17 protein-coding genes are annotated in these 21035 nt (G+C 69.5%); 12 read left to right on the top strand and 5 right to left on the bottom strand.

Annotation, left to right across the window (positions count from 1 at the left end; translation table 11 throughout):
- Positions 1–109 precede the first annotated feature (109 nt).
- Together ACIRR9_RS38085 and ACIRR9_RS38080 are read left to right on the top strand one after the other, a co-directional pair.
- A complete protein-coding gene (locus ACIRR9_RS38085; protein ID WP_403761776.1) occupies positions 110–1015 on the top strand; it encodes a class I SAM-dependent methyltransferase in 906 nt (301 codons plus the stop codon).
- Between the two features lie 83 nt (positions 1016–1098).
- Positions 1099–1800, top strand: coding sequence for an SDR family oxidoreductase (locus ACIRR9_RS38080; RefSeq protein WP_403761774.1), 702 nt, complete (start codon positions 1099–1101; stop codon positions 1798–1800).
- A gap of 82 nt (positions 1801–1882) precedes the next feature.
- Here ACIRR9_RS38080 and ACIRR9_RS38075 read toward each other — a convergent pair whose 3' ends face one another.
- Positions 1883–2578 (bottom strand): glycoside hydrolase family 75 protein, encoded by a 696-nt coding sequence (locus tag ACIRR9_RS38075; protein WP_403761772.1) that lies wholly within the window; start codon positions 2576–2578, stop codon positions 1883–1885.
- A gap of 227 nt (positions 2579–2805) precedes the next feature.
- Here ACIRR9_RS38075 and ACIRR9_RS38070 point away from each other — a divergent pair, with 227 nt between their 5' ends.
- A complete protein-coding gene (locus ACIRR9_RS38070) occupies positions 2806–3417 on the top strand; it encodes a hypothetical protein (RefSeq protein WP_403761769.1) in 612 nt (203 codons plus the stop codon).
- Between the two features lie 144 nt (positions 3418–3561).
- On the opposite strand, the gene ACIRR9_RS38065 is transcribed toward ACIRR9_RS38070, so the two are convergent.
- A complete protein-coding gene (locus ACIRR9_RS38065) occupies positions 3562–4398 on the bottom strand; it encodes an aldo/keto reductase (protein WP_403761766.1) in 837 nt (278 codons plus the stop codon).
- Positions 4399–4730: 332 nt separating this feature from the next.
- On the opposite strand from ACIRR9_RS38065, the gene ACIRR9_RS38060 reads away from it, so the two are divergent.
- From ACIRR9_RS38060 to ACIRR9_RS38035, 6 genes are all read left to right on the top strand, one after another.
- Positions 4731–4871 (top strand): pyrroloquinoline quinone precursor peptide PqqA, encoded by a 141-nt coding sequence (locus ACIRR9_RS38060; RefSeq protein ID WP_403761763.1) that lies wholly within the window; start codon positions 4731–4733, stop codon positions 4869–4871.
- A gap of 190 nt (positions 4872–5061) precedes the next feature.
- Positions 5062–6261, top strand: a complete 1200-nt coding sequence (locus ACIRR9_RS38055) for a glycoside hydrolase family 105 protein (protein ID WP_403761760.1) — start codon at positions 5062–5064, stop codon at positions 6259–6261.
- Entirely contained in the window at positions 6258–7046 is a 789-nt protein-coding gene (locus tag ACIRR9_RS38050) for a Tat pathway signal sequence domain protein (protein ID WP_403761757.1), read from the top strand. The genes ACIRR9_RS38055 and ACIRR9_RS38050 overlap by 4 nt, the downstream gene beginning before the upstream one ends.
- Before the next feature lie 11 nt (positions 7047–7057).
- On the top strand, positions 7058–10291 hold the full coding sequence (locus tag ACIRR9_RS38045) for a glycosyl hydrolase family 28 protein (protein WP_403761754.1): 3234 nt from the start codon (positions 7058–7060) through the stop codon (positions 10289–10291).
- Positions 10288–12540: an alpha-galactosidase gene (locus tag ACIRR9_RS38040; protein ID WP_403761752.1), complete on the top strand. Its 2253-nt coding sequence runs from the start codon at positions 10288–10290 to the stop codon at positions 12538–12540. Before ACIRR9_RS38045 ends, ACIRR9_RS38040 begins: the two co-directional genes overlap by 4 nt.
- Positions 12541–12555: 15 nt before the next feature.
- The gene (locus ACIRR9_RS38035; RefSeq protein ID WP_403761749.1) at positions 12556–14586 is read left to right on the top strand and encodes a PQQ-dependent sugar dehydrogenase; all 2031 of its coding nucleotides are present in this window, start codon (positions 12556–12558) and stop codon (positions 14584–14586) included.
- A 7-nt stretch (positions 14587–14593) separates the two neighbouring features.
- Here the strand turns inward: ACIRR9_RS38035 and ACIRR9_RS38030 are convergent, their stop codons facing one another.
- Positions 14594–16420, bottom strand: a complete 1827-nt coding sequence (locus ACIRR9_RS38030; RefSeq protein WP_403761746.1) for an AMP-dependent synthetase/ligase — start codon at positions 16418–16420, stop codon at positions 14594–14596.
- Positions 16421–16931: 511 nt separating this feature from the next.
- Positions 16932–17795 carry a LysR substrate-binding domain-containing protein gene (locus tag ACIRR9_RS38025; protein ID WP_403761743.1) on the bottom strand — a complete coding sequence of 288 codons (864 nt, stop codon included), beginning with the start codon at positions 17793–17795 and terminating at the stop codon, positions 16932–16934.
- 158 nt (positions 17796–17953) lie between these two features.
- On the opposite strand from ACIRR9_RS38025, the gene ACIRR9_RS38020 reads away from it, so the two are divergent.
- The gene (locus ACIRR9_RS38020) at positions 17954–19003 is read left to right on the top strand and encodes a bile acid:sodium symporter family protein (protein WP_403761740.1); all 1050 of its coding nucleotides are present in this window, start codon (positions 17954–17956) and stop codon (positions 19001–19003) included.
- A 10-nt stretch (positions 19004–19013) separates the two neighbouring features.
- Here ACIRR9_RS38020 and ACIRR9_RS38015 read toward each other — a convergent pair whose 3' ends face one another.
- Positions 19014–19931, bottom strand: coding sequence for a zinc-binding alcohol dehydrogenase family protein (locus ACIRR9_RS38015; RefSeq protein ID WP_403761737.1), 918 nt, complete (start codon positions 19929–19931; stop codon positions 19014–19016).
- 115 nt (positions 19932–20046) lie between these two features.
- Here ACIRR9_RS38015 and ACIRR9_RS38010 point away from each other — a divergent pair, with 115 nt between their 5' ends.
- Together ACIRR9_RS38010 and ACIRR9_RS38005 are read left to right on the top strand one after the other, a co-directional pair.
- Entirely contained in the window at positions 20047–20487 is a 441-nt protein-coding gene (locus tag ACIRR9_RS38010) for a MarR family winged helix-turn-helix transcriptional regulator (RefSeq protein WP_403761735.1), read from the top strand.
- A gap of 16 nt (positions 20488–20503) precedes the next feature.
- Positions 20504–21031, top strand: coding sequence for an isochorismatase family protein (locus tag ACIRR9_RS38005; RefSeq protein WP_403761732.1), 528 nt, complete (start codon positions 20504–20506; stop codon positions 21029–21031).
- The last annotated feature ends 4 nt before the right edge of the window (positions 21032–21035 follow it).

Raw genomic sequence — 21035 nt, 5'->3', positions numbered from 1 at the left:
CCGGCCGCCTTGCCGTACGCATCAGGTTTTTTGCCGCACCGGCAACACGGCTGGCCTCCGGGCGGTGTGCCGGAGCACGCTGACGGCACCCGGACGAGAGGCTGCTCCCATGGCGCACGATCACCAGCACGATCACCAGCACAAGCGCGAGCACACACACTCGCACTCCCACACGGACATCGACTGGGGCGAGATGGCCGGGCACCTGGAGTCGCAGGCGGAGCTCTTCGCGCCCCTCTACGAGAACGTCCTGGGCTGGCTCGGCAAGGAGGTCACCGAGCCGGGACTGATCGTCGACCTGGGCAGCGGGCCCGGGGTGGTGTCGTGCCTGTTCGCCGAGGCCTTCCCCGATGCGCGGGTGCTCGCCGTGGACGGCAGCGAACCGCTCCTCGACCGGGCCAGGGCCCGCGCCGAGCGGCAGGGCGTGGGCGACCGCTTCGGTGTTCTCGCTGGTGAACTCCCGGGCGTGCTGGACCAGTTGGACTACCCGGCGGATCTCCTGTGGGCCGGGCACAGCCTGCACCACCTCGGTGACCAGCGGGCCGCGCTCACCGCCTTCGCCGAGCGGCTGGCCCCCGGGGGCACCCTGGCCATCCTCGAAGGCGGCCTGCCCAGCCGTTTCCTGCCCCGTGACATCGGCATCGGCAGGCCCGGCCTCCAGGCGCGGCTGGACGCGATGCTGGAGGAGTGGTTCGAGCGGATGCGCACCGAACTGCCCGACTCGGTCACCGAGGCCGAGGACTGGCCGGCGCTGCTGGCGGCCGCCGGGCTCAAGTACACCCGCAGCCGCAGCTTCCTCATCGACCTGCCCGCCCCGGCCTCCGAGCCGGCCCGTACCTACGCCGTCGAGATCTTCTCCCGGCTGCGCGACACGGTCGGCGAGGGACTCGACGCCGAGGACCGCGCCATCCTGGACCGCCTTCTCGACCCGGCCGACCCGGCGAGCCTGCACCGCAGGTCCGACCTGTTCGTCCTCGGCGCCCGGACGGTCCACACGGCGGTACGGCCCGTATAGCGCCGGTCCGGCCCTTGACATCGAGAGCGCTCGAAGTGATGGACTCCGACGGTTCATCGATCACCGGACACCAGGGGGACATCATGAGCGACTCTCCGGTCGCGCTCATCACCGGCGGCGGCAGCGGCATCGGCGCCGCCGTCGCACGCCAACTGCTGGACGCCGGGCACCGGGTGGCCGTCACCGGGCGCGGTGCGGCGCGGCTGCGTGCCTTCGCCGAGGAACTCGGCGAGCCGGACGGCCTGTTGACGATCGTCGGTGACGCCGCCGAGTACGAGGACGTCAGGTCCGCGGTCGACAGCACACTCAAGGCGTACGGCCGTCTGGACACCGTCGTCGCCAACGCCGGGTTCGCCACCCACGACACCGTCGCCGAGGGTGACCCGGCGGGGTGGGCCGAGATGGTCCTCACCAATGTGCTCGGCCCCGCGCTGCTGATCCGCGCCTCGGTCGACGCCCTGAAGGAGAGCCGGGGCCGGATCGTCCTGGTCGGCAGTGTCGCCGGGTTCGTGAACACGCCCGGCAACCTGTACGGGGCCACCAAGTGGGCGGTCACCGGGCTCGCGGAGAACACCCGCCGCCAGGTCACCGAGTTCGGCATCGGCGTCACCCTGGTCGCGCCGGGCCGGGTGGAGACCCCGTTCTGGGACGGCAACGGCAGCCTGCCGCCCGGCCGCCTGCTGACCGCCGACCAGATCGCCGACTCGGTGGTCTGGGCGATCCGGCAGCCGGCCGGCGTCGACGTCAACACCGTCGTCGTACGGCCGCTCGGGCAGCCCAACTGATCTGCCGCGACGGCCCGGTACCGCATCGGTACCGGGCCGCCCGCCATCCCCGGGACCGGACGCCGGCGGGGAACGGCCTCGGTCAGTTGTCGGCGAGGAACTGCTTCGCCAGCTGGTCGCCGAGGGACACCGCCGCGCTGTGGCTCTCTATGGGGGACACCTTGGAGTTCTTGAACAGGATGTAGGTCACGCCCGAGTCGGCGCCGCCGGTCGCCGGGTCGGGGTCGATACCGAGGGCCTTGGCGGTGGCGTACGAGGCCTCGCCGATGATCTTCGTGGGGCCGGTGTCACCGACCACCGCGTACTCGACCTTGTTGTTGTAGATCACGGCCACCACTCCGCCGCCCTTGATGCCGGCGCTGGAGTAGTTCCAGATGCTGCTGGAGCTGGGCACCACGATGTAGGGCAGCGACTCGGCCTTCAGCGGCTTGCCGTCGGACTGGTGGAACGCGGTGTCGTCCTGGTACCAGGGGTCGCGGTCCTCGTTGCAGTTGGTGGTCCGCTGGCCGTCACAGTCGATGTCCATGTCGGCCTTCCAGAACACCGCGCCGTTCTTGCCGCACACGGGGATCGTGGCCGAGGTCTCGTCGTCGGTCTTGTACTTGCCGTTCGAGATCTGGGAGCAGGACGTCACCTTGGCGAGCAGGCTCGCCGCGCTGACCGAGCCCTCCTGGGCGGACTTGGGAACGGTGGCGCCGGACGCGTTCGCGGGGAGTACTCCGGCGGCCAGCAGTGCGGCCCCGGAGGCCGCGGCAAGGGTCAGTGTTCGGATGCGCACTGTGGGGGGTCCCCTTCTGTTAGGAAAGTTTCCTGACCGGGTGCCGTACAAGGTGGACCCGACTGCATGTCCGCGTCAACCCTTGGATGAGAAGTAGGTTATTTATTGCGCATTGCGACGATATGAGCACAGGGGGAAACTGGTGGGGCAGGACATTCCGAACATTTATGCAGGAGCCGTGCGGGGGTTGAGCGGTGGCTCCGATGGCTCCTGGGAGGCGAGGGGTCATGTATGTACGCACGGTCTACGTCACCGGTGACCCGGCGCGGATCGAAGCCGCCGTCAGGGCGCTGAACAGCGAGGGACGCAGTCTGCTGGAGGAACGTCCCGAGTACCGGGGCGCGTGCGTCTTCGTCGACCGGGAGCTGGGCAAACTGCTCGCGGTGAGCTGGTGGGGCTCCGAGGAGGCCCGGCGCAACAGCGACCAGGTGATGCGCGAGCGGCGCGGGCCGATGCTGGAGCCGTTCGCGGGCACCGTCGCGGTCGAGAACTACGAGGTGGCCGTCTTCCACTCGGCGCAGTTGCCGAGGGTGGGCGGTGGTCTGCGGATCACCAGGGTGGAGTTCGATCCGATCGACGCGGACCTGTTCGCCGAGACGTTCCGATCCTCGGCGATACCCCGGCTGGAGACGCTGCCCGGGTTCGCGCGGTGTGCCGTGTTCGTCGACCGGGAGCGCGGCCGGGGCATGGCCGGTTCGCTCTTCGTCGACCGCGCCTCGATGGCCGCCTCCAGGGCCGGCCAGGCCGCCGCCCGCCGCCAGGACGCGGCCAAGGCGCATGTGACCGTGGTCGGTCTGGAGGAGTTCGAGGTCCTCCACGCCGATGTGCACCCCGGCTGACGTGCCCCGCACGGGGAGCCGGCATCCCCGCACGGGGAAGGCGGGGATGCGGAGTGCGGGGTCCGGGAACGCCGACGGCCGTCCTGTCGTACGCACGACGGGACGGCCGTTCGCGAACCGGGCTGCCGCCCGGCGGGTGCCGGTTCAGCCGATGTCGAAGGTGGCCGGGTCCGGGCCGATGCGCCGGTCCTCGTTGAGCGCGCTGATCGCCGCGAGGTCCTCGGTGTCCAGGCTGAAGTCGAACACCTCGATGTTCTCCTTGATCCGGGACGGCGTCACGGACTTCGGGATCACGACGTTGCCGAGCTGGATGTGCCAGCGCAGCACGACCTGGGCCGGCGTGCGGTTGTGCTTCTGGGCGATCGCCACGATCGCCGGCACCTCCAGCAGCCCCTTGCCCTGGCCCAGCGGCGACCAGGCCTCGGTGGCGATGCCCTGCTCGTCGTGCAACTCCCGCGCCACGCGCTGCTGCAGATGCGGGTGCAGCTCGATCTGGTTGACGGCCGGGATGGCCGACGTCTCCGCGATCAGCCGCTCCAGGTGCTCCGGAAGGAAGTTGGAGACACCGATCGCCTTGACCCGGCCGTCGGCGTAGAGCTTCTCGAACGCCTTGTACGAGTCGATGTACTTGCCCCGGGCCGGCAGCGGCCAGTGGATGAGGTACAGGTCCAGGTAGTCCAGACCGAGCTTCGCCAGCGACGCGTCGAAGGCGCGCAGCGTGGCGTCGTATCCCTGATCGGCGTTCCAGAGCTTGGTGGTGACGAAGATGTCCTCGCGGGCCACACCGGAGGCGGCGATGGCCTTGCCGGTGCCCTCTTCGTTGCCGTAGATCGCCGCTGTGTCGATGCTGCGGTACCCGGCCTCGAGCGCCGTGGCGACGGCCTGCTCGGCCTCGTCGTCCGGCACCTGCCACACGCCGAAGCCCAGCTGGGGCATCTCGACGCCGTTGTTGAGGATTTTCGGGGGGACCTTGCTGCTCACGAGCTCTCGATCCTTAGGTTGTCGACAGGTGGTACTCCCATCGTCAACGATCACGAGGCGAGATGCATTCCTGACCGGGGAATCCGCCGGAACTGACCGACGGGTCAGGCATCGGCGGCGGAGATTGGCCGGAAACGCATCCCACGGCATGGGTCCGGACCATTGACCGCGGCCTGCTTCTGCCGGGACTCTGGTTCGCACCGTCGGACGTATCGCTGAACCCGGTACAGGGATGTGAACCATTCTGTGGGTTTTCCAGCGGATCCCTGTGAACGTGACTCCCTGTTCTGCGCTCTGAGACCCCCCAACCTCAGGAAAGCAGGTACGCGCCCATGAACGAGACGACCCCCGAGGGCTGTCTACCGGAAACCACCGTTCTGCAGACATCGGATGAAAAGGTCTGGCAAGGCCCTGGTCGCCAGGTTGTGGAGACCGCCCTGGAAGTGACCGGATACACACTGGGCGACCGCTGACCCACCCCGTGACCGTCACCGCCGAACACCCCTGTGACCGGCGCCCCTACGACCGGCACCCCTACGACCGGCACCCCTTCAGTCGGCGCACGCACTGGGGCGGACCGAGCCGGGCGACACCGCGTCCACTGCGCCGCGGATCTTGCTCGAACCCCATCCGACTGGTCGGTCGGTCAGGAGAAGGAGGACCATGAAACGCCTGCGAGCCGCCGTCGCGGCTGTCGCCCTCGCCACCGTCGCCCTGGCCGCGCTCCCCGCGGCCGTACCCCCGCCCGCCGTCGCCGACACCCCGGCCGCCGGAGCGACCAGACCGGCCGCCGCCCCCGACTGGTCCACCGCGGTCGTCGACTCCATCATGGCCCGCTACACCCCGGCCACCATCGGCGGCTGGTCCTACCCCGTCGGCCTCTACCTCTACGGCCAGTACCTCACCTACAAGCGCACCCACGACCCCCGCTACCTCACCTACGTCAAGAGCTACGTCGACCGGTTCGTGAAGAGCGACGGATCCATCGACCAGTCCTTCAACAGCCTGGACAGCATGCAGGCCGGCCGCCTCCTGGTGATCCTGCACCACGAGACCGGCCAGGACCGCTACCGCAAGGCGGCGAAGAAGATCCGCGACCGCCTGGACACCTACCCGCGCACCGCCGACGGCGGCTTCTGGCACGCGGACAACTCCAGCCGCGCGCACCAACTCTGGGCGGACGGCGTCTACATGGTGAACCCGTTCCTCGTCGAGTACGGCAAGGAGTTCGGGGACAGCGCGTACACCGACGACGAGGCGGCCAAGCAGCTCTACGTCTACGGCAGCCATCTCCAGGTCGCGAACGGCCTGCTCAAGCACGCCTACGACGAGTCGAAGACGGCGAGTTGGGCGGATCCGGCGACCGGGCTCGCGCCCGAGCACTGGTGCCGTGCCGTCGGCTGGTACGCGATGGCAGTCGTGAACGTGCTGGACGCGGTCCCGGCGAACCAGTCACGGCGCCCTCAACTCCTTTCCATCTTCCAGAAGTTGGCGGCGGCCCTGGAGAAGTACCAGGACCCGGCGACCGGGCGCTGGTTCCAGGTGATCGACAAAGGCGGCCGGAGCGACGACTGGACCGAGACCTCCTGCTCCAGCATGTTCACCTACGCCCTCTCGCGCGGCGCCCAGCAGCACTACCTCGACCCGCACTACGCGGACGTCGCCCGCCACGGCTACCAGGGCGTTCTCGCCAGGCTGTCGGTGGGCCCGGACGGCCGCACCGATCTCGCCGACATCTCCGTCGGCACCAACGTCGGCGACTACGCGTACTACGTCGCCCGCACCCGGGCCACCAACGACCTCCATGGCCTCGGGGCCTTCCTGATCATGAACGAGCAACTGCGAGGAGATTCAGTGTCATGAGCACGACATCCAGAAGGGCGGTTCTCGGCGCCGCGCTCGCCGGTGCCACGGCGGCGGCCGTCGGCCTGCCCGCGACCACCGCGCACGCGGCGTCCTGGCAGCTCAAGTGGCAGCCGTCGGCGAGCAGTGACGGGCTCGGCGCCTTCGAGACCGTCGAGGACGACCGCGCCGACTCCCACCCCGCCGGGCATCCGCACATCTACGCCACCGGCAACAACTGGCGCTTCAACATGCACACGGTCGACCGCGACACCTCGACCGACCGCCAGCGCCAGGAGGTCACCGGCCTGCGCACGGGTTCCAGCAGCTACCTCAAGTGGAACGAGGGCCAGACCTGGCGGGTCACCTACTCGATGTACATCCCGAGCTCGCTGAAGGCGACCACCACCTTCACGCACATCATGCAGATGAAGCAGCCCGGCAGCGGCACTTCGCCGATCGTCGTGCAGTCCCTGCGGCGGGTGAACGGGAAGCAGACCATCGAACTCAGGCTCGCCATCGACGACATCCTGGTCGGCCGCACCGACCTGGACCCGCTGCACGACAACTGGACCGACGTCGACTTCCAGATCAAGGTCGGCAACGGCTCTGCGGGCTCGGTCCGCTGGATCCTCAAGTCCGGCGGCTCGACCGTGATCGACGCCTCCAAGACCGGCGTCGACACCTTCCTGGCCGACCGGGTCCGCCCGAAGTGGGGCATCTACCGCTCCCTGGGCGACACCTCGGGCTCCCTGCAGGACACCTACCTCCTGCTCACCAATCTCCGCGGCTACCAACTGGTGTGAGGAACCGTCATATGAAGCCCCCCACCGTTCCACGGCACCGTGCTGCCGCGATCGTCCTCTTCGTCCTCGCCGTCGTGCTGGGACTCTCCCACCCGGCGGCCCTCGCCGCCCCGCCCGCCGCACCCCACCCCGCCGCCGTCTTCGACGTACGCGACTACGGCGCCAAGGGCGACGGCTCCGCCAACGACTCCCCGGCCATCGACAAGGCCGTCACGGCGGCGAACGCGGCGGGCGGCGGCACGGTCCGCTTCACCGCCGGCACCTACAAGTCCAAGAACACCCTCCACATGAAGAGCCATGTGACGCTCCAGCTCGACAAGGGCGCCACCCTCCAGGGCTCCAGCGCCGACACCTACGACAAGGCGGAGTCCAACCCGTACGACGCCTACCAGGACTACGGCCACAGCCACTTCCACGACGCGATGATCTACGGCGACAAGCTCACCGACATCGGCTTCGTCGGCCAGGGAGTCATCGACGGCGCCGGCAACCTCATCACCGGCAACCCGAAGACCGGCGAGGCCGACAAGATCATCTCGCTGACCAGGTGCGACGGCCTCCGGATCGGCGACGGCCTCACACTCCGCCGGGGAGGGCACTTCGGGGCCCTGATCAACGGCTGCACCAACGTGACCTCCGACCACCTGACCATCGACACCGCGAGCGACCGCGACGGCTGGAACGTCATCTCCACGACGAACGCCACGATCACCAACGCCACCATCCACGCCAACGACGACGCCCTGGTCTTCAAGAGCGACTACGCGCTCGGCGCCAAGCTCCCCAACGGGCACGTCCGCGTGAGCGGTTCGACGCTCGGCGCCAAGTGCTGCAACGCCCTGATGTTCGGCTCCGAGACCTGCGGCGACTTCTCGGACTACCAGTTCGAGAACATCCGCATCGACGGCGCCGACAAGTCCGGCCTCGGCATGGTCTCGATGGACGGCGCGAAGATCTCCGACGTCCACTACCGCGACATCACGATGACGAACGTCCACTCGCCGATCATGGAGAAGATCGGGACGAGGAAACGCTGCGGGAACAGCCCGGGTGTCGGATCGATCAGCGACGTCACGTACGACGACATCACCGCCACCGGCAACAGCCCCTCCTTCAGCCCGACCCTGTGGGGCGAGAGCGGCCACCGCATCAGCGGGGTCACGTTCAACCACGTCGACATCACCGTCCCCGGCGGCAACGGCACCATGTCCACGGGCGTGCCCAGCAACGACCCGAACGACTACAACCCCAAGGCCATCGGCACCCGGCCCGCCTACGGCTGGTACCTGCACAACGCCGACCACGTCCGGTTCACGGACAGCAGCGTGAAGTTCGCGTCGGACGACGGCCGACCGGCGCTCATCGCCAACGCGGCGAGCGACCTCCGCCTCACCCGGTTCACCGCGCAGCAGGGTGGCGACTCGCCGTACGACATCGGCCTTCAGGACGTCACCGGAGCCTGCCTGACGGACGGTCACAACACCTCCGGCGGCGCCCTGCGCGTCTCCGGCACCCAGGACTGCACGGCGGCCGCGAAGCCGCTCGACCTGGACAACCCCCGCCAGGACTTCCTCCGCAACTCCGTCGGCGGCCTCTTCCTCCACTGGGGCCTGCGCACCGCCCCCGCCCACACCAGCTGCACCGCCTGGGAGAACGATGTCACGAGCGGCGGCTGGACCCCGGACTACTGGGTCAACGAGGCCCAGAAGCTGCACACCCAGTACCTGGTCCTCGCCACCTTCCACAGCCGCCTCGGCTACGCCCGCCCCTGGCCCTCCAAGATCCCCGGCTCCTGCGCCACCAAGCGGGACTTCCTCGGCGAGCTGATCACCGCCGCCAAGGTCAAGGGCATGAAGGTCATCCTCTACATGACCAACGACCCCCAGTGGCACGACGAGGGCGGTCACGAGTGGCTCGACTCGGCCGCCTACTCCGCCTACAAGGGCAAGAACGTCGACCTGACCACCAACGACGGCTTCGGGCAGTTCAGTTACGACAACTTCTTCGAGGTCATGGACCGCTATCCCGACCTCGGCGGCTTCTGGATCGACAACGACAACGCGTACTGGGAGAGCCACGACCTCTACCAGCAGATCTACCAGAAGCGTCCGAACTACACGCTCAGCAACAACAACGAAGACACGCCGATCATGGACATGATCAGCAATGAGCAGAAGACGGGCATGACCCCGGCCTACGACTACCCCCAGGCCGTCTACACCGCCCAACCCCGCCTCACCGAGGCGGACTTCAAGCTGCCCTCGACCGGCGCCTGGTGGTACGACGGCTCGGACCCGACCGTCGACCGCGCGCTCACCCTCGGGCGGCTCGTCACCAACGCCGGTTCCTCGGTGAAGGCCCTGATGGCGGAGACCGCCCAGGTCAACGGCAAGTTCCCGAGCAACCAGGCCGCCTTCAACACCTTCGCGAACAGCTACCTCGACCCCATCTGGGAGTCCCTGCACGGTACCGAGGGCGGCGGCTACATGTACGGCGGCCTCAAACCCGGCTTCTGGAACGACGGCGCCCACGGCGTGACGACCGTCGCCAAGACCGATCCGAACCGCCAGTACATCCACGTCCTGACCCCGCCCAGCACCAGCACCCTGCGCCTCCGTGACAACGGCTACCGCATCGCCTCGGTCACCAACCTCCGTACCGGCAAGGCGGTTTCGTGGTCGCAGTCCGGTGGTGTGCTGACCCTGACCGGGCTCGGCGACTGGGACCCGTACGACACCGTCTTCAAGGTCACCACCGCCGGCCGCCAGGGCATCCTCACCGGAGTCAAGGTGAGCGCGAGCGCCGCCGCGAGCGGGCACGCCGGATCGGCCGCCGGTGACGGCGACTACCTCACCTACTGGGACAACAACAAGACGCTGCCCGTGAACCTCACCTTCGACCTCGGCTCGGCCAGGAAGGTGCAGTACCTCGGGCTCAACCAGCGCGAGGACTCGGTCGCCTACGCCCGCTCGGACACCGAGCAGTCGGCGCGGATCAAGGACTACAAGGTGTATGTCAGCAACGACGGCACGGACTGGGGGAGCCCGGTCAAGTCCGGGCAGCTTCCCAGCCGCCGTGGCATCCAGGGCATCGACCTGACCGCCGCCACCGCCCGCTACGTCCGCCTCGAAGTCGACAGCACCTGGGCCGCCGCCACCGACTCCACCCGGTACCAGCGGCTGCGGATCGACGAGGCGTGGATCGGGACGTCGTACGCCACACCCGCGAACGGGGGACAGTCATGAAACGCGTCAGAACGCTCACGGCCGCGGTGGCCGGTCTGCTCGTGGCGGCCGCCGTGCCGCTCCTGAGCACCGCCGCCCAGCCGGCCGCCGCCTCCGACAACGGCCAGGCGGCCCGTCCCGCCATGGGCTGGAGCAGCTGGAGCTTCGTACGCCGCCAGCCCACCGAGGCGAAGATCGAGGCCCAGGCCGACGCACTGGCCTCCAGCGGCCTGAAGGACCACGGCTTCGTGTACGTCAACCTCGACGACTTCTGGCAGAAGTGCGACAGCAACGGCTTCGTCGTCGACTCCTACGGCCGCTGGACCGCCGACACCGCCAAGTTCCCCTCCGGCATCAAGGCGGTCGCCGACTACGTCCACTCCAAGGGCCTGAAGTTCGGCTTCTACGTCACACCCGGCATCGCGAAGAACGCCGTCCTGAAGAACACGCCGATCGAGGGCACGTCGTACCACGCGAAGGACATCGCGGACACCTCGAAGACGGAGAAGAACTACAACTGCAAGAACATGTACTACATCGACTACGGGAAGCCCGGCGCGCAGGAGTTCGTCAACTCCTGGGCGAGGCAGTTCGCTTCCTGGGGTGTCGACTATCTCAAGATCGACGGCGTGGGCAGCCAGGACGTGTCCGACGTCCAGGCCTGGGACAAGGCGCTGCGGGCGAGCGGACGGCCCATCAACTTCGCCCTCTCCAACAACCTTCCGATCGCCGACGCCACCACCTGGCGCGGGCTCGCCAACAGCTGGCGTACCCAGGGCGATGTGGAGTGCTACTGCGGGCCCGGCGACAACGGCAGCGGCTATCCGCTGACCGACTGGTCCCATGTGTCCAAGCGGTTCGACTCGGCCGCCTCCTGGCAGCCGTACGCCGGTCCCGGCGGCTGGAACGACCTGGACTCGCTGGAGCTCGGCAACGGCGACCAGGTGGGCCTCACGGCCGACCAGCGCCGCTCCCACTTCACGCTGTGGTCGATGGCGGCGGCCCCGCTGCTTCTGGGCACCGACCTCACCCACCTCGACACCGTTGACAAGGCGATGCTCACCAACGACCGGCTGATCGGCGTCGACCAGGACGGGGTGGCCGCGAAGCGGATCGTGAACAGCGGGGTCCAGCAGGTGTGGAGCAAGAAGGAGAGCGACGGCCAGTACGTCGTGGCTCTCTTCAACACCGGGACCTCCGGCAACTCCACGGTGAGCGTGGACTGGTCGCAGGTCGGCTTCTCCGGCTCCGGTGATGTCACCGACCTGTGGTCCGGCTCCCACAAAGGCGTGATCGCGAACTCCTACAGCGCCACCCTGCGCCCGGGCGAGACCCGCCTGATCCGCGTCAAGCCCGTCAACTCCGCCGAGCTCGCGGCCGCTTCACCGGGCTTCGCCGTCGCCCCCTACGAGTACCTCGGCTGGGGCAGCCCGCAGAACCCGACCTCGGTGATGTCGGCGACCGGCGTCAAGTGGTTCACCCTCGCCTTCGTCCTCTCCGACGGCACCTGCAACCCCAAGTGGGACGGGTCGCGTCCGCTCACGGGAGGCGACGACCAGGCGAAGATCAACGCGATCCGGGCGGCCGGCGGAGACGTGGTCGTGTCGGTCGGCGGCTGGAGCGGCGACAAGCTCGGCGAGAAGTGCTCCAGCGCCGCCGCGCTCGCGGGCGCCTACCAGAAGGTGATCAACGCCTACAAGCTGAAGGCCCTCGACATCGACATCGAGAACACCGAGTGGTCCAACGCGACCGTACGGCAGCGGGTCGTCGACGCGCTGAAGACGGTCAAGGCGAACAACTCGGGCCTGAAGACGGTCATCACCTTCGGGACGACGACCAGCGGCCCGGACTCCACAGGGGCCGACATGATCAAGCGGGCCGCCAACTCCGGGCTGGCGAACGACGTCTGGTGCATCATGCCGTTCGACTTCGGCGGCGGGTCCACGAACATGGGGACTCTCACCACCCAGGCCATGGAGGGGCTCAAGGCCAAGGTCAAGTCGGCCTACGGCTACAGCGACGCCACCGCCTACGCTCACATCGGGCTGTCCTCGATGAACGGCACGACCGACGACTCCGGTGAACGGGTCCGCGTCGCCGACTTCAGGACCATGCTCGGCTACGCCCAGCAGCACCACATCGGCCGCCTCACCTACTGGGCCGTCAACCGCGACCGGGCCTGCGGCTCGGGCACCGACGGCGACGCCTGCAGCGGTGTGTCGCAGCAGCCGTACGACTACCTCAAGGTCTTCGCCCAGTACACGGGCTGAGAGGGAGCAACCCCCATGCATCTCAGGAGAGTTCTGCCCTACGGCCTCGCCGCGGTGCTCGCGCTGCCGCTGGCCGGCCTGAGCCAGGGCACCGCGCTCGCGGCCACCGACTACCAGGCCGAGGACGCCACCATCTCGCAGGGCACGGTCGCCACCAACCACACCGGCTACACCGGTACCGGCTTCGTCGACTACACCAACATCAAGGGCTCGTACGTGGAGTTCACGGTGAGCGCGGCCGCCGCGGGCACCTCGTCGCTCACCCTGCGTTTCGCCAACGGCACCGCCGCCGACCGGCCGATGGACATCTCCGTCAACGGCACGGTCGTCGCCTCCGCGGTCTCCTTCCCGGCCACCGCCGACTGGAACACCTGGGTGACCAAGTCGGTCAACGTGCCGCTGACCGCGGGCAGCAACAAGATCCGGGCGACCGCCACCACCGCCGACGGCGGCCCCAACCTGGACCGGATCAGCGTCGGCGCGCCGGCCGACACCCAGGCCCCCACCCGCCCCGGCCAGCCGTCCTGCTCCGACATCGGCGAGGACGCCCTCACCCTCGCCTGGGGCGCGGCAACGGACGACGTGGGCGTGACGGCGTACGACCTCTACGAGCACGGCAACAAGATCGGTGAGGCGCCCGGGAGTTCGACGTCGAAGACCCTCACCGGGCTCGCCCCGAACACCACCTACGACCTCACCGTCATCGCCCGGGACGCGGCCGGCAACACCTCGCCGGCCAGTCCCGTCGTCGACTGCACGACGAAACCGAGCAGCGACACCACACCGCCGACCGCGCCCGGCACCCTCACCACGGCCGACATCACGGCGAACACCGTCGACCTCACCTGGGGCGCGTCCACCGACGACCGCGCGGTGACCGCGTACGACATCCGCAGCGGGGACACCGTCTACAAGACGGTCACCGGCGCCACGACCACCACCCTCACCGGTCTGGCCTGCGACAGCCCCTACACCCTGGACGTCGTCGCCCGGGACGCCGCCGGCAACGTCTCCCAGCCGAGCAACGCCGTCACCTTCACCACCAAGGCCTGCGCCACCGACGGCGGGGTGCCGTCGTCCATCGCCACTCTCTCCAGCGGCTGGACGATCCCCTGGGGCACCTACTGGATGCCCGACGGCAAGACCGCGCTGGTCACCGAGCGGGACGACTTCCGGGTCTGGAAGGTGACCAAGGACGGTACGAGGACCCAGGTCGGGACCGTCCCGAACGCCGTCACCACCAACGGCGAGGGCGGCCTGCTCGGCGTCGCCGTCGACCCGAAATGGGAGACCAACCACTACGTCTACTTCATGCACACCGCCGACGAGGGCAACCGGGTCGTCCGCATGACCTACGACGGCAGCACACTCGGCGACTACAAGATCCTGCTCCAGGGCATCAAGAAGAACCGCTACCACAACGGCGGACGGCTGCTCTTCGGCCCGGACGGCTATCTCTACGTCTCGACAGGGGAGGCCCAGACACCGGACCTGGCACAGGACAAGAACTCCCTCAACGGCAAGATCCTGCGGATGACGACGGACGGCAAGCCGGCCCCCGGCAACCCGTTCGGGAACTACGTCTACAGCCTCGGCCACCGCAACCCGCAGGGCCTCGCCTTCGACCGCAACGGACGGCTGTGGGAGGCCGAGTTCGGCAACAGCTCCAAGGACGAGCTGAACCTCATCAAGCCGGGCGCCGACTACGGCTGGCCGACCTGCGAAGGCACCTGCTCGGTCGCCGGGATGACCAACCCCAAGGCCACCTGGAACGTCTCCGAGGCCTCCCCGAGCGGTATCGCCATCGTCCGCAACGTCGTCTACATGGCGTCCCTGCGCGGCGAGCGGCTCTGGCGGATCCCGATCAACGGCAACGCGGAGACGGTCGGCACCCCGACGGCGTACTACGTCGGCACCTACGGGCGGCTGCGGACCGTGACCAAGGTGCCGGGCGCCGACCAGCTGTGGCTGTCCACCACCAACTGCGACAACAACGGCAACCAGCCGGACGGATCCGACAAGCTCTTCCGGATCACCATCAGTTGACGTGCCGTCAGGCCCGGTACAGGGCCTCGACCTCGTTGGCGTAGGCGTTCTCGATCGCCTTGCGCTTCAGCTTCAGCGACGGGGTCAGCAGACCGTGTTCCTCGGTGAACGGCTGCGCGAGGATACGGAACGTACGGATCGACTCGGCCTGTGAGACCAGGGTGTTGGCGGCCACCACGGCCCGCCGCACCTCGGTCTCCAGGTCGGCGTCCCGCACCAGCTGGGCCGCGGACATCTGGGGTTTGCCGCGCATGGTCAGCCAGTGCTCGACCGCATCGGTGTCCAGGGTGACCAGGGCGGCGATGTAGGGGCGGTCGTTGCCGACGACGATGCACTGGCTGACCAGCGGATGGTCGCGGACCCGCTCCTCCAGGACGCCGGGGGAGACGCTCTTGCCGCCGGAGGTCACCAGGATCTCCTTCTTGCGGCCGGTGATGGTGAGATAGCCGTCCTCGTCCAGGGAGCCCAGGTCGCCGGTGGCCAGCCAGCCGTCGTGCAGGGTGGCGTCGGTGGCCTTCTGGTTGTTCAGGTAGCCCTGGAAGACGTTGCCGCCGTTCAGCCAGACCTCACCGTCGTCCGCGATGTGCACGGTCGTGCCCGGGACGGCCTGGCCGACGGTGCCGTAGCGGGTGCGCTCCGGCGGGTTCGCGGTCGCGGCGGCCGTCGACTCGGTCAGGCCGTAGCCCTCGTAGATGTGCACCCCGGCGCCGGCGAAGAACAGACCGAGCCTGCGGTCCATCCCGGAGCCGCCGGACATGGCGTTGCGGATCCGGCCGCCCATCGCCGCCCGGACCTTGGAGTAGACGAGCTTGTCGAAGAGCTGGTGCTGCATCCGCAGGCCCGCCGACGGCCCCGGCCCGGTGCCCCACGCCTTCGCCTCGACGGCGTCCGCGTACTTCACGGCGAGCTCGACGGCCTTCTCGAACGGGCCGCCCTTGCCCTCCTTCTCCGCCTTCCGCCGCGCCGCGTTGAACACCTTCTCGAAGATGTACGGCACGGCCAGGATGAACGTCGGCCGGAAGGCCGCCAGGTCGGGAAGGAGCGCGGCCGCGTGCAGCTGGGGCTGGTGGCCGAAGCGGACGCCGTGCCGGATCGCGGCCACCTCCACCATGCGTCCGAAGACATGCGCGAGCGGCAGGAAGAGCAGCGTGGAGACCTCCTCGCCCTTCTTGGCGCGGAACACCGACTCCCAGCGGGCGACGACCGTGTCCGCCTCGAACATGAAGTTCCCGTGCGACAGCACACAGCCCTTGGGCCGGCCCGTGGTGCCCGAGGTGTAGATGATCGTGGCGACCGACTCCGGGGTGACCGCCTGCCGGTGCCGGTGCACGACCTCGTCGTCCAGATGCGCACCCGCGTCGTACAGCTCCTGCACCGCGCCCGAGTCCAGCTGCCACAGCTGGCGCAGTTGCGGCAGCCGGTCGATGACGGTGGCGATCGTCATCGCGTGGTCCTCGTGCTCCACGATCGCCGCCGTGCACTCCGCGTCGTACAGCATCCAGAAGCACTGCTCGGCCGACGACGTCGGGTAGACCGGCACCACCTGGGCGCCGATCGTCCACAGCGCGAAGTCGAAGAGGGTCCACTCGTAGCGGGTGCGGGACATGATCGCGACCCGGTCGCCGAACCGGATGCCCCGCGCGAGGAGCCCCTTGGCGAGGGCCAGGACCTCGTCACGGAACTCGGCGGAGGTCACGTCCTGCCACTGGCCGAGGTCGTCCTTGCGGCCCAGGGCGATGTGCAGCGGGTCCGTCTCGGCACGCTCGAACACACAGTCGGCCAGACCGCCGACCGGCGGTGCCGACGCCAACGGCGGGTTGGTGAACTCGCGCAAACCCCGCTCCCCGGTTCTCGCTCCACAGTCTCACTGGTGACGCTCCGCACAGCGCCGTGAAAGCTACCCCACCGGAAGACCGTTCGGGAGGGGGTGCGAAAACAAGCATTGCTCTCGTATCGTCGCGCCCTCGTCCGGAAAATGCGCTCACATGCGGAAGGGTCGGACACAATCCTTACGGTTCAGTAAGTTTCGGCTCCGTAATCTCCACTGAATCTGTACGACCCGATTACGGCCTCCTGCTGGTTACCGAACGGTCAGGTGTGAGGTGTCGAGGTGCTCTCTGAAGTCAGCGCCACCGTGCCGGATTCCGTCACTCCGATCGCCGCCCGGGGTGCCCGTACCAGCGCCAGAACCAGCCCGCCCGCCACCGTCCCGACGGCCCCCGCGACTGAGGCCATGCGGTTTTTTGCGGAGGGTGAAACAGTCGACATATCAGGGGTTGTGGTGAGTCTGCGGGCCGGTGGGGGTTGATCGCGCAGTTCCCCGCGCCCCTTGCCCGGCGCTGCGGTCAGGGGCGTCTCAAGCGGGCTCCGCTTGCCAGGATTGCCGCCGCGAGTGCATCTGCCGCCGTCTGTGCCGGTGTACGTCCAGGGCCATGGACGAGGACGAAGTCGACCTTGCCCAGCTCCGGCAGGCCCGCCCGGTCCGGGACGCGGAACAGGCCCGGTGGGATCAGGCCCCTCGAATGGGCCATCACCCCCAGACCCGCCCTCGCCGCCGCCATCAGGCCGTTGAGGCTGCCGCTCGTGCAGACGATGCGCCAGTCGCGGCCCTGGCGCTCCAGTGCCTCCAGGGCGAGAGTGCGGGTGATGCCCGGCGGGGGGTAGACGATCAGCGGGACCGGGCGGTCGGGGTCCAGGCGGAGCCGTTCCGCGCCGATCCACACCAGGTCGTCGTGCCAGACCAGCTCGCCCAGCGGGTCCTCCGCGCGGCGCTTGGCGAGAACCAGGTCCAGTTTTCCGGCGGCCAGCTGCTCGTGCAGCGTGCCGGAGAGCTCCACGGTCAGTTCGAGGTCGACCTCGGGGTGGTCGTAGCGGAAGCCCTCCAGGATCTCCGGCAGCCGGGTGAGGACGAAGTCCTCCGACGCACCGAAGCGCAGCCGGCCGCGCACCCGGGTGCCCGTGAAGAACGCCGTCGCCTGCTCGTGCACCTCCAGGATCCGGCGGGCGAACCCGAGCATCGCCTCACCGTCCTCGGTCAGCTCCACGGAGTGCGTGTCGCGGGAGAACAGCTGCCGGCCGGCCGCGTCCTCCAGCCGGCGCACGTGCTGGCTGACCGTCGACTGGCGCAGCCCCAGGCGGCGGGCGGCCTGGGTGAAGCTGAGCGTCTGGGCCACCGCCAGGAAGGTGCGCAGCTGCGAAGGGTCGTACACTCGAACATGTTATCGCGGAACGTGATGTCAGTCAGAGTGGTATACGGGATTCCCGATCACCTGGTGGAGGAGGACGATGGAGAGGGGCCTTCCGGCCCTGGTGACAGTCCGGCCGTACACGCCGGTCCGACCCCTGCCCGACCCGCAAGTGGAGCGCCGTGAAACGCCTGACCTGGCCCAGTCGGATGCCGATCGACCCGTACGTCCTGCTGCTGCTCGGGACGGTGTGTCTCGCCGCGGTCCTCCCGGCCCGGGGCGTGGCCGCCGACACGGCCTCCGGCGCCTCCACGGCCGCGATCGCCTTCCTCTTCTTCCTCTACGGTGCCCGCCTCTCCACCCGCGAGGCCGTCGAGGGGCTGCGCCACTGGCGGCTCCACGTCACGGTCCTGGTCTGCACCTTCGTGGTCTTCCCGGTGCTCGGCCTGGCCGCCCGGGGCCTGGTCCCCGTACTGCTCACCCACCCGCTCTACCAGGGCTTCCTCTTCCTGACCCTGGTCCCCTCGACCATCCAGTCGTCGATCGCCTTCACCTCGATCGCCCGCGGCAACGTGCCCGCCGCGATCTGCGCCGGCTCCTTCTCCTCCCTCGTCGGCATCGTCATCACCCCGCTGCTCGCCGCCGCGCTGCTCGGCAACAGCGGGGGAGGGTTCTCCGTCGACTCGATGGTCAAGATCGTGCTCCAGCTGCTGGTGCCGTTCGTCGCCGGGCAACTGCTGCGGCCGTGGATCGGCGCTTTCGTCACCCGGCACAAGAAGGTCCTCGGCCTGGTCGACCGCGGCTCCATCCTGCTGGTCGTCTACACCGCCTTCAGCGAGGGCATGGTCCGGGGCATCTGGCACCAGGTCAGCCCCGTCCGGCTGGGCGGACTCCTCGTGGCCGAGGCCGCCCTGCTCGCCGTGATGCTCTTCCTGACCTGGTACGGCGCCAAGGCGCTCGGCTTCGGTCGCGGGGACCGGATCGCCATCCAGTTCGCCGGGTCGAAGAAGTCCCTCGCCTCCGGGCTGCCCATGGCCAGCGTCCTGTTCGGCGCCCACGCCTCGCTGGCCGTGCTGCCGCTGATGCTCTTCCACCAGATGCAGCTCATGGTCTGCGCGGTGATCGCCAAGCGCCGCGCCCACGACCCGGAGGCCCAGGAGGACGTCCTGCCCCCGGCCGCCCCGGCGGCGCGGCCACGGCCGGCCGTCGGCACGGGGACGCCCGGCCGCTGAACACCTGAGGTCAGGGGCGCAGCACCACCTTGCCCAGGTTGGCCCGTGTCTCGATCACCTCGTGCGCCCGCGCGGCCTCCGCGAGCGGGAACTCCCCGTGCACGGCGGGCCGTACGGACCCGTCCGCGAACAGCCGCCACAGTTCCCGACGCCACTGCTCGTAGAGCGCCGGCCGCTCGCGCGCGATCCGGGCGATCTGGAAGCCGGTCACCGTCTTCGCGTCCACCAGCAGGTCGTACGCCCGGACGGTCCCGCCGCCCGAGCTGTACGCCACCAGCCGGCCGCCGGGGGCCAGCGCGGCGAGGGCGGGGGTGAGCAGGTCGCCGCCGACCGCGTCCAGGGCGTAGTCGGCCGGGGTGTCCCAGTCGCCGTCGGCGTACGTCACCACCGCGTCGGCGCCCAGGGAGCGGACGAAGGCCGCCTTGGCGGGGTCGGAGACGGCGCCGACGAGCCGTCCTGCTCCCCGGACGCGGGCGAGCTGGACGGCGAGGTGGCCGACTCCGCTCGCCGCCGCCGTGACCAGGGCCGTCTCGCCCGGTTCGGGGCGGGCCGCGGTCAGGGCGCCGAGGGCGACCAGGCCGCTGCGGACCAGGGCCACCGCGTCGACGGCGGACGCCGTGCCGGGGACGGGGGAGGCCATCGCCTCCCGCAGAACGGCGAACTCGGCATAGCCGTGGCCGAAGCACAGGCCGGTGACCCGGTCGCCGGGACGGAAGCGGGTGGCGCCCGCACCGACGGCCACCACCTCGCCGGCGATCTCGCCGCCCAGCGGTACCGGCTCCGCCGCCTCGGTGACCTTGCGGACCACGGGCAGCGTGACCCCGACCGCCTCGCAGCGCACCAGCAGCTCACCCGGCCCGGCCTCGGGGACGGGTGCCTCCTCCAGGAACAGGGGGCCGCCGGTGGACTCGTACCGGACGCGACGCATCGCACCTCCGCAGGGCAGGGAATTCATTGGGATCCCCAACGATAGGAGGGGTTCGTTGGGGAGTCCAATGAATTTTCGTTGGGGGGGCCAACGGGTTCTTGGCTAGGCTGCTCCCATGGCCGAAGCCCCCCTCCCTGCCATCCGCTCCCTGCCCAGCTGGCTGCTCGGCCGGGCCGCCGCCCGCGGCCGGGCCCTGGTCGCCGAGGCGCTCGCGGAACACGGCATGCGGATGTGGCACCACGTCGTCCTCTCCGCCGTACGCGACCTCGCCCCCGTCGCCCAGGCCGACCTGGGGCGATCGGTCTCCCTCGACCCCAAGGACCTGGTCGGCGTCCTCAACGACCTCCAGGCCGCCGGACTCGTCCTGCGCACACCCGATCCCACGGACCGCCGCAAGAACGCCGTGTCCCTCACGGACGAAGGCGGCCGCCTGCTCGCCCGCTGCGAGGAGGCGGCCCGCGCGGCCAACGACACGCTGCTCGCCCCGCTGTCGGCGGCCGAACGCGACCAGTTCATGGGCCTGTTGATCCGGATCTCCGGTACGGACGGCTCATGAAGGCTAACGTTCCGTCATGACCGCACCCCTGGCACTCGACCCGGCGCGCACCGCCCTCGTCCTCGTCGACCTGATGGACCGCATCGTCGCGCTGCCCCTGGAGCCCCGCAAAGGCACCGAAGTCCTGCACACCGCCGAGGAACTGGCCGCCGCCTTCCGCGCGGCCGGCGCCCCCGTGGTGCTCGTCCGCGTCGAGCGGCCCGCCCTCGCGGAGCAGCCGCCGGGCAGCGCGCTGGTGGCCGGACTGCGCGAGGAAGGGGACGTGGAGATCACCAAGCGCACGATCGGCGCCTTCCAGGGCACCGAACTCGACGCCCGGCTCCGCCGGCTCGGCGTCACCCGGCTGGTGTTCGGCGGCATCGCCACCAACCTCGGCGTCGAGTCCACCGCCCGCGCCGCCGCCGACCTCGGCTACGACCTCGTCTTCGTCGAGGACGCCATGGCCGCCCTCACCGCCGCGGAGCACGAGGCGTCCGTGCGGCTCGACTTCCCGCGCCTCGGCACCGTCGTGACCGCCGCCGACCTGCACCTCACCCCCGCCTGACCGT

It is taken from the genome of Streptomyces sp. NPDC101234 (assembly GCF_044767525.1).
GTDB lineage: Bacteria > Actinomycetota > Actinomycetes > Streptomycetales > Streptomycetaceae > Streptomyces > Streptomyces sasae.
The sequence above is the reverse complement of the archived record's forward strand: the minus strand, read 5'-3'. Positions and strand labels throughout refer to the sequence as shown.

What these genes read in the sequence shown, in the direction of transcription:
- ACIRR9_RS38085 (WP_403761776.1), top strand. Translation starts at nt 110, where the DNA reads ATGGCGCACGATCACCAGCACGATCACCAGCACAAGCGCGAGCACACA.
- ACIRR9_RS38080 (WP_403761774.1), top strand. Translation starts at nt 1,099, where the DNA reads ATGAGCGACTCTCCGGTCGCGCTCATCACCGGCGGCGGCAGCGGCATC.
- ACIRR9_RS38070 (WP_403761769.1), top strand. Translation starts at nt 2,806, where the DNA reads ATGTATGTACGCACGGTCTACGTCACCGGTGACCCGGCGCGGATCGAA.
- ACIRR9_RS38060 (WP_403761763.1), top strand. Translation starts at nt 4,731, where the DNA reads ATGAACGAGACGACCCCCGAGGGCTGTCTACCGGAAACCACCGTTCTG.
- ACIRR9_RS38055 (WP_403761760.1), top strand. Translation starts at nt 5,062, where the DNA reads ATGAAACGCCTGCGAGCCGCCGTCGCGGCTGTCGCCCTCGCCACCGTC.
- ACIRR9_RS38050 (WP_403761757.1), top strand. Translation starts at nt 6,258, where the DNA reads ATGAGCACGACATCCAGAAGGGCGGTTCTCGGCGCCGCGCTCGCCGGT.
- ACIRR9_RS38045 (WP_403761754.1), top strand. Translation starts at nt 7,058, where the DNA reads ATGAAGCCCCCCACCGTTCCACGGCACCGTGCTGCCGCGATCGTCCTC.
- ACIRR9_RS38040 (WP_403761752.1), top strand. Translation starts at nt 10,288, where the DNA reads ATGAAACGCGTCAGAACGCTCACGGCCGCGGTGGCCGGTCTGCTCGTG.
- ACIRR9_RS38035 (WP_403761749.1), top strand. Translation starts at nt 12,556, where the DNA reads ATGCATCTCAGGAGAGTTCTGCCCTACGGCCTCGCCGCGGTGCTCGCG.
- ACIRR9_RS38015 (WP_403761737.1), bottom strand. Translation starts at nt 19,931, where the DNA reads ATGCGTCGCGTCCGGTACGAGTCCACCGGCGGCCCCCTGTTCCTGGAG.
- ACIRR9_RS38010 (WP_403761735.1), top strand. Translation starts at nt 20,047, where the DNA reads ATGGCCGAAGCCCCCCTCCCTGCCATCCGCTCCCTGCCCAGCTGGCTG.
- ACIRR9_RS38005 (WP_403761732.1), top strand. Translation starts at nt 20,504, where the DNA reads ATGACCGCACCCCTGGCACTCGACCCGGCGCGCACCGCCCTCGTCCTC.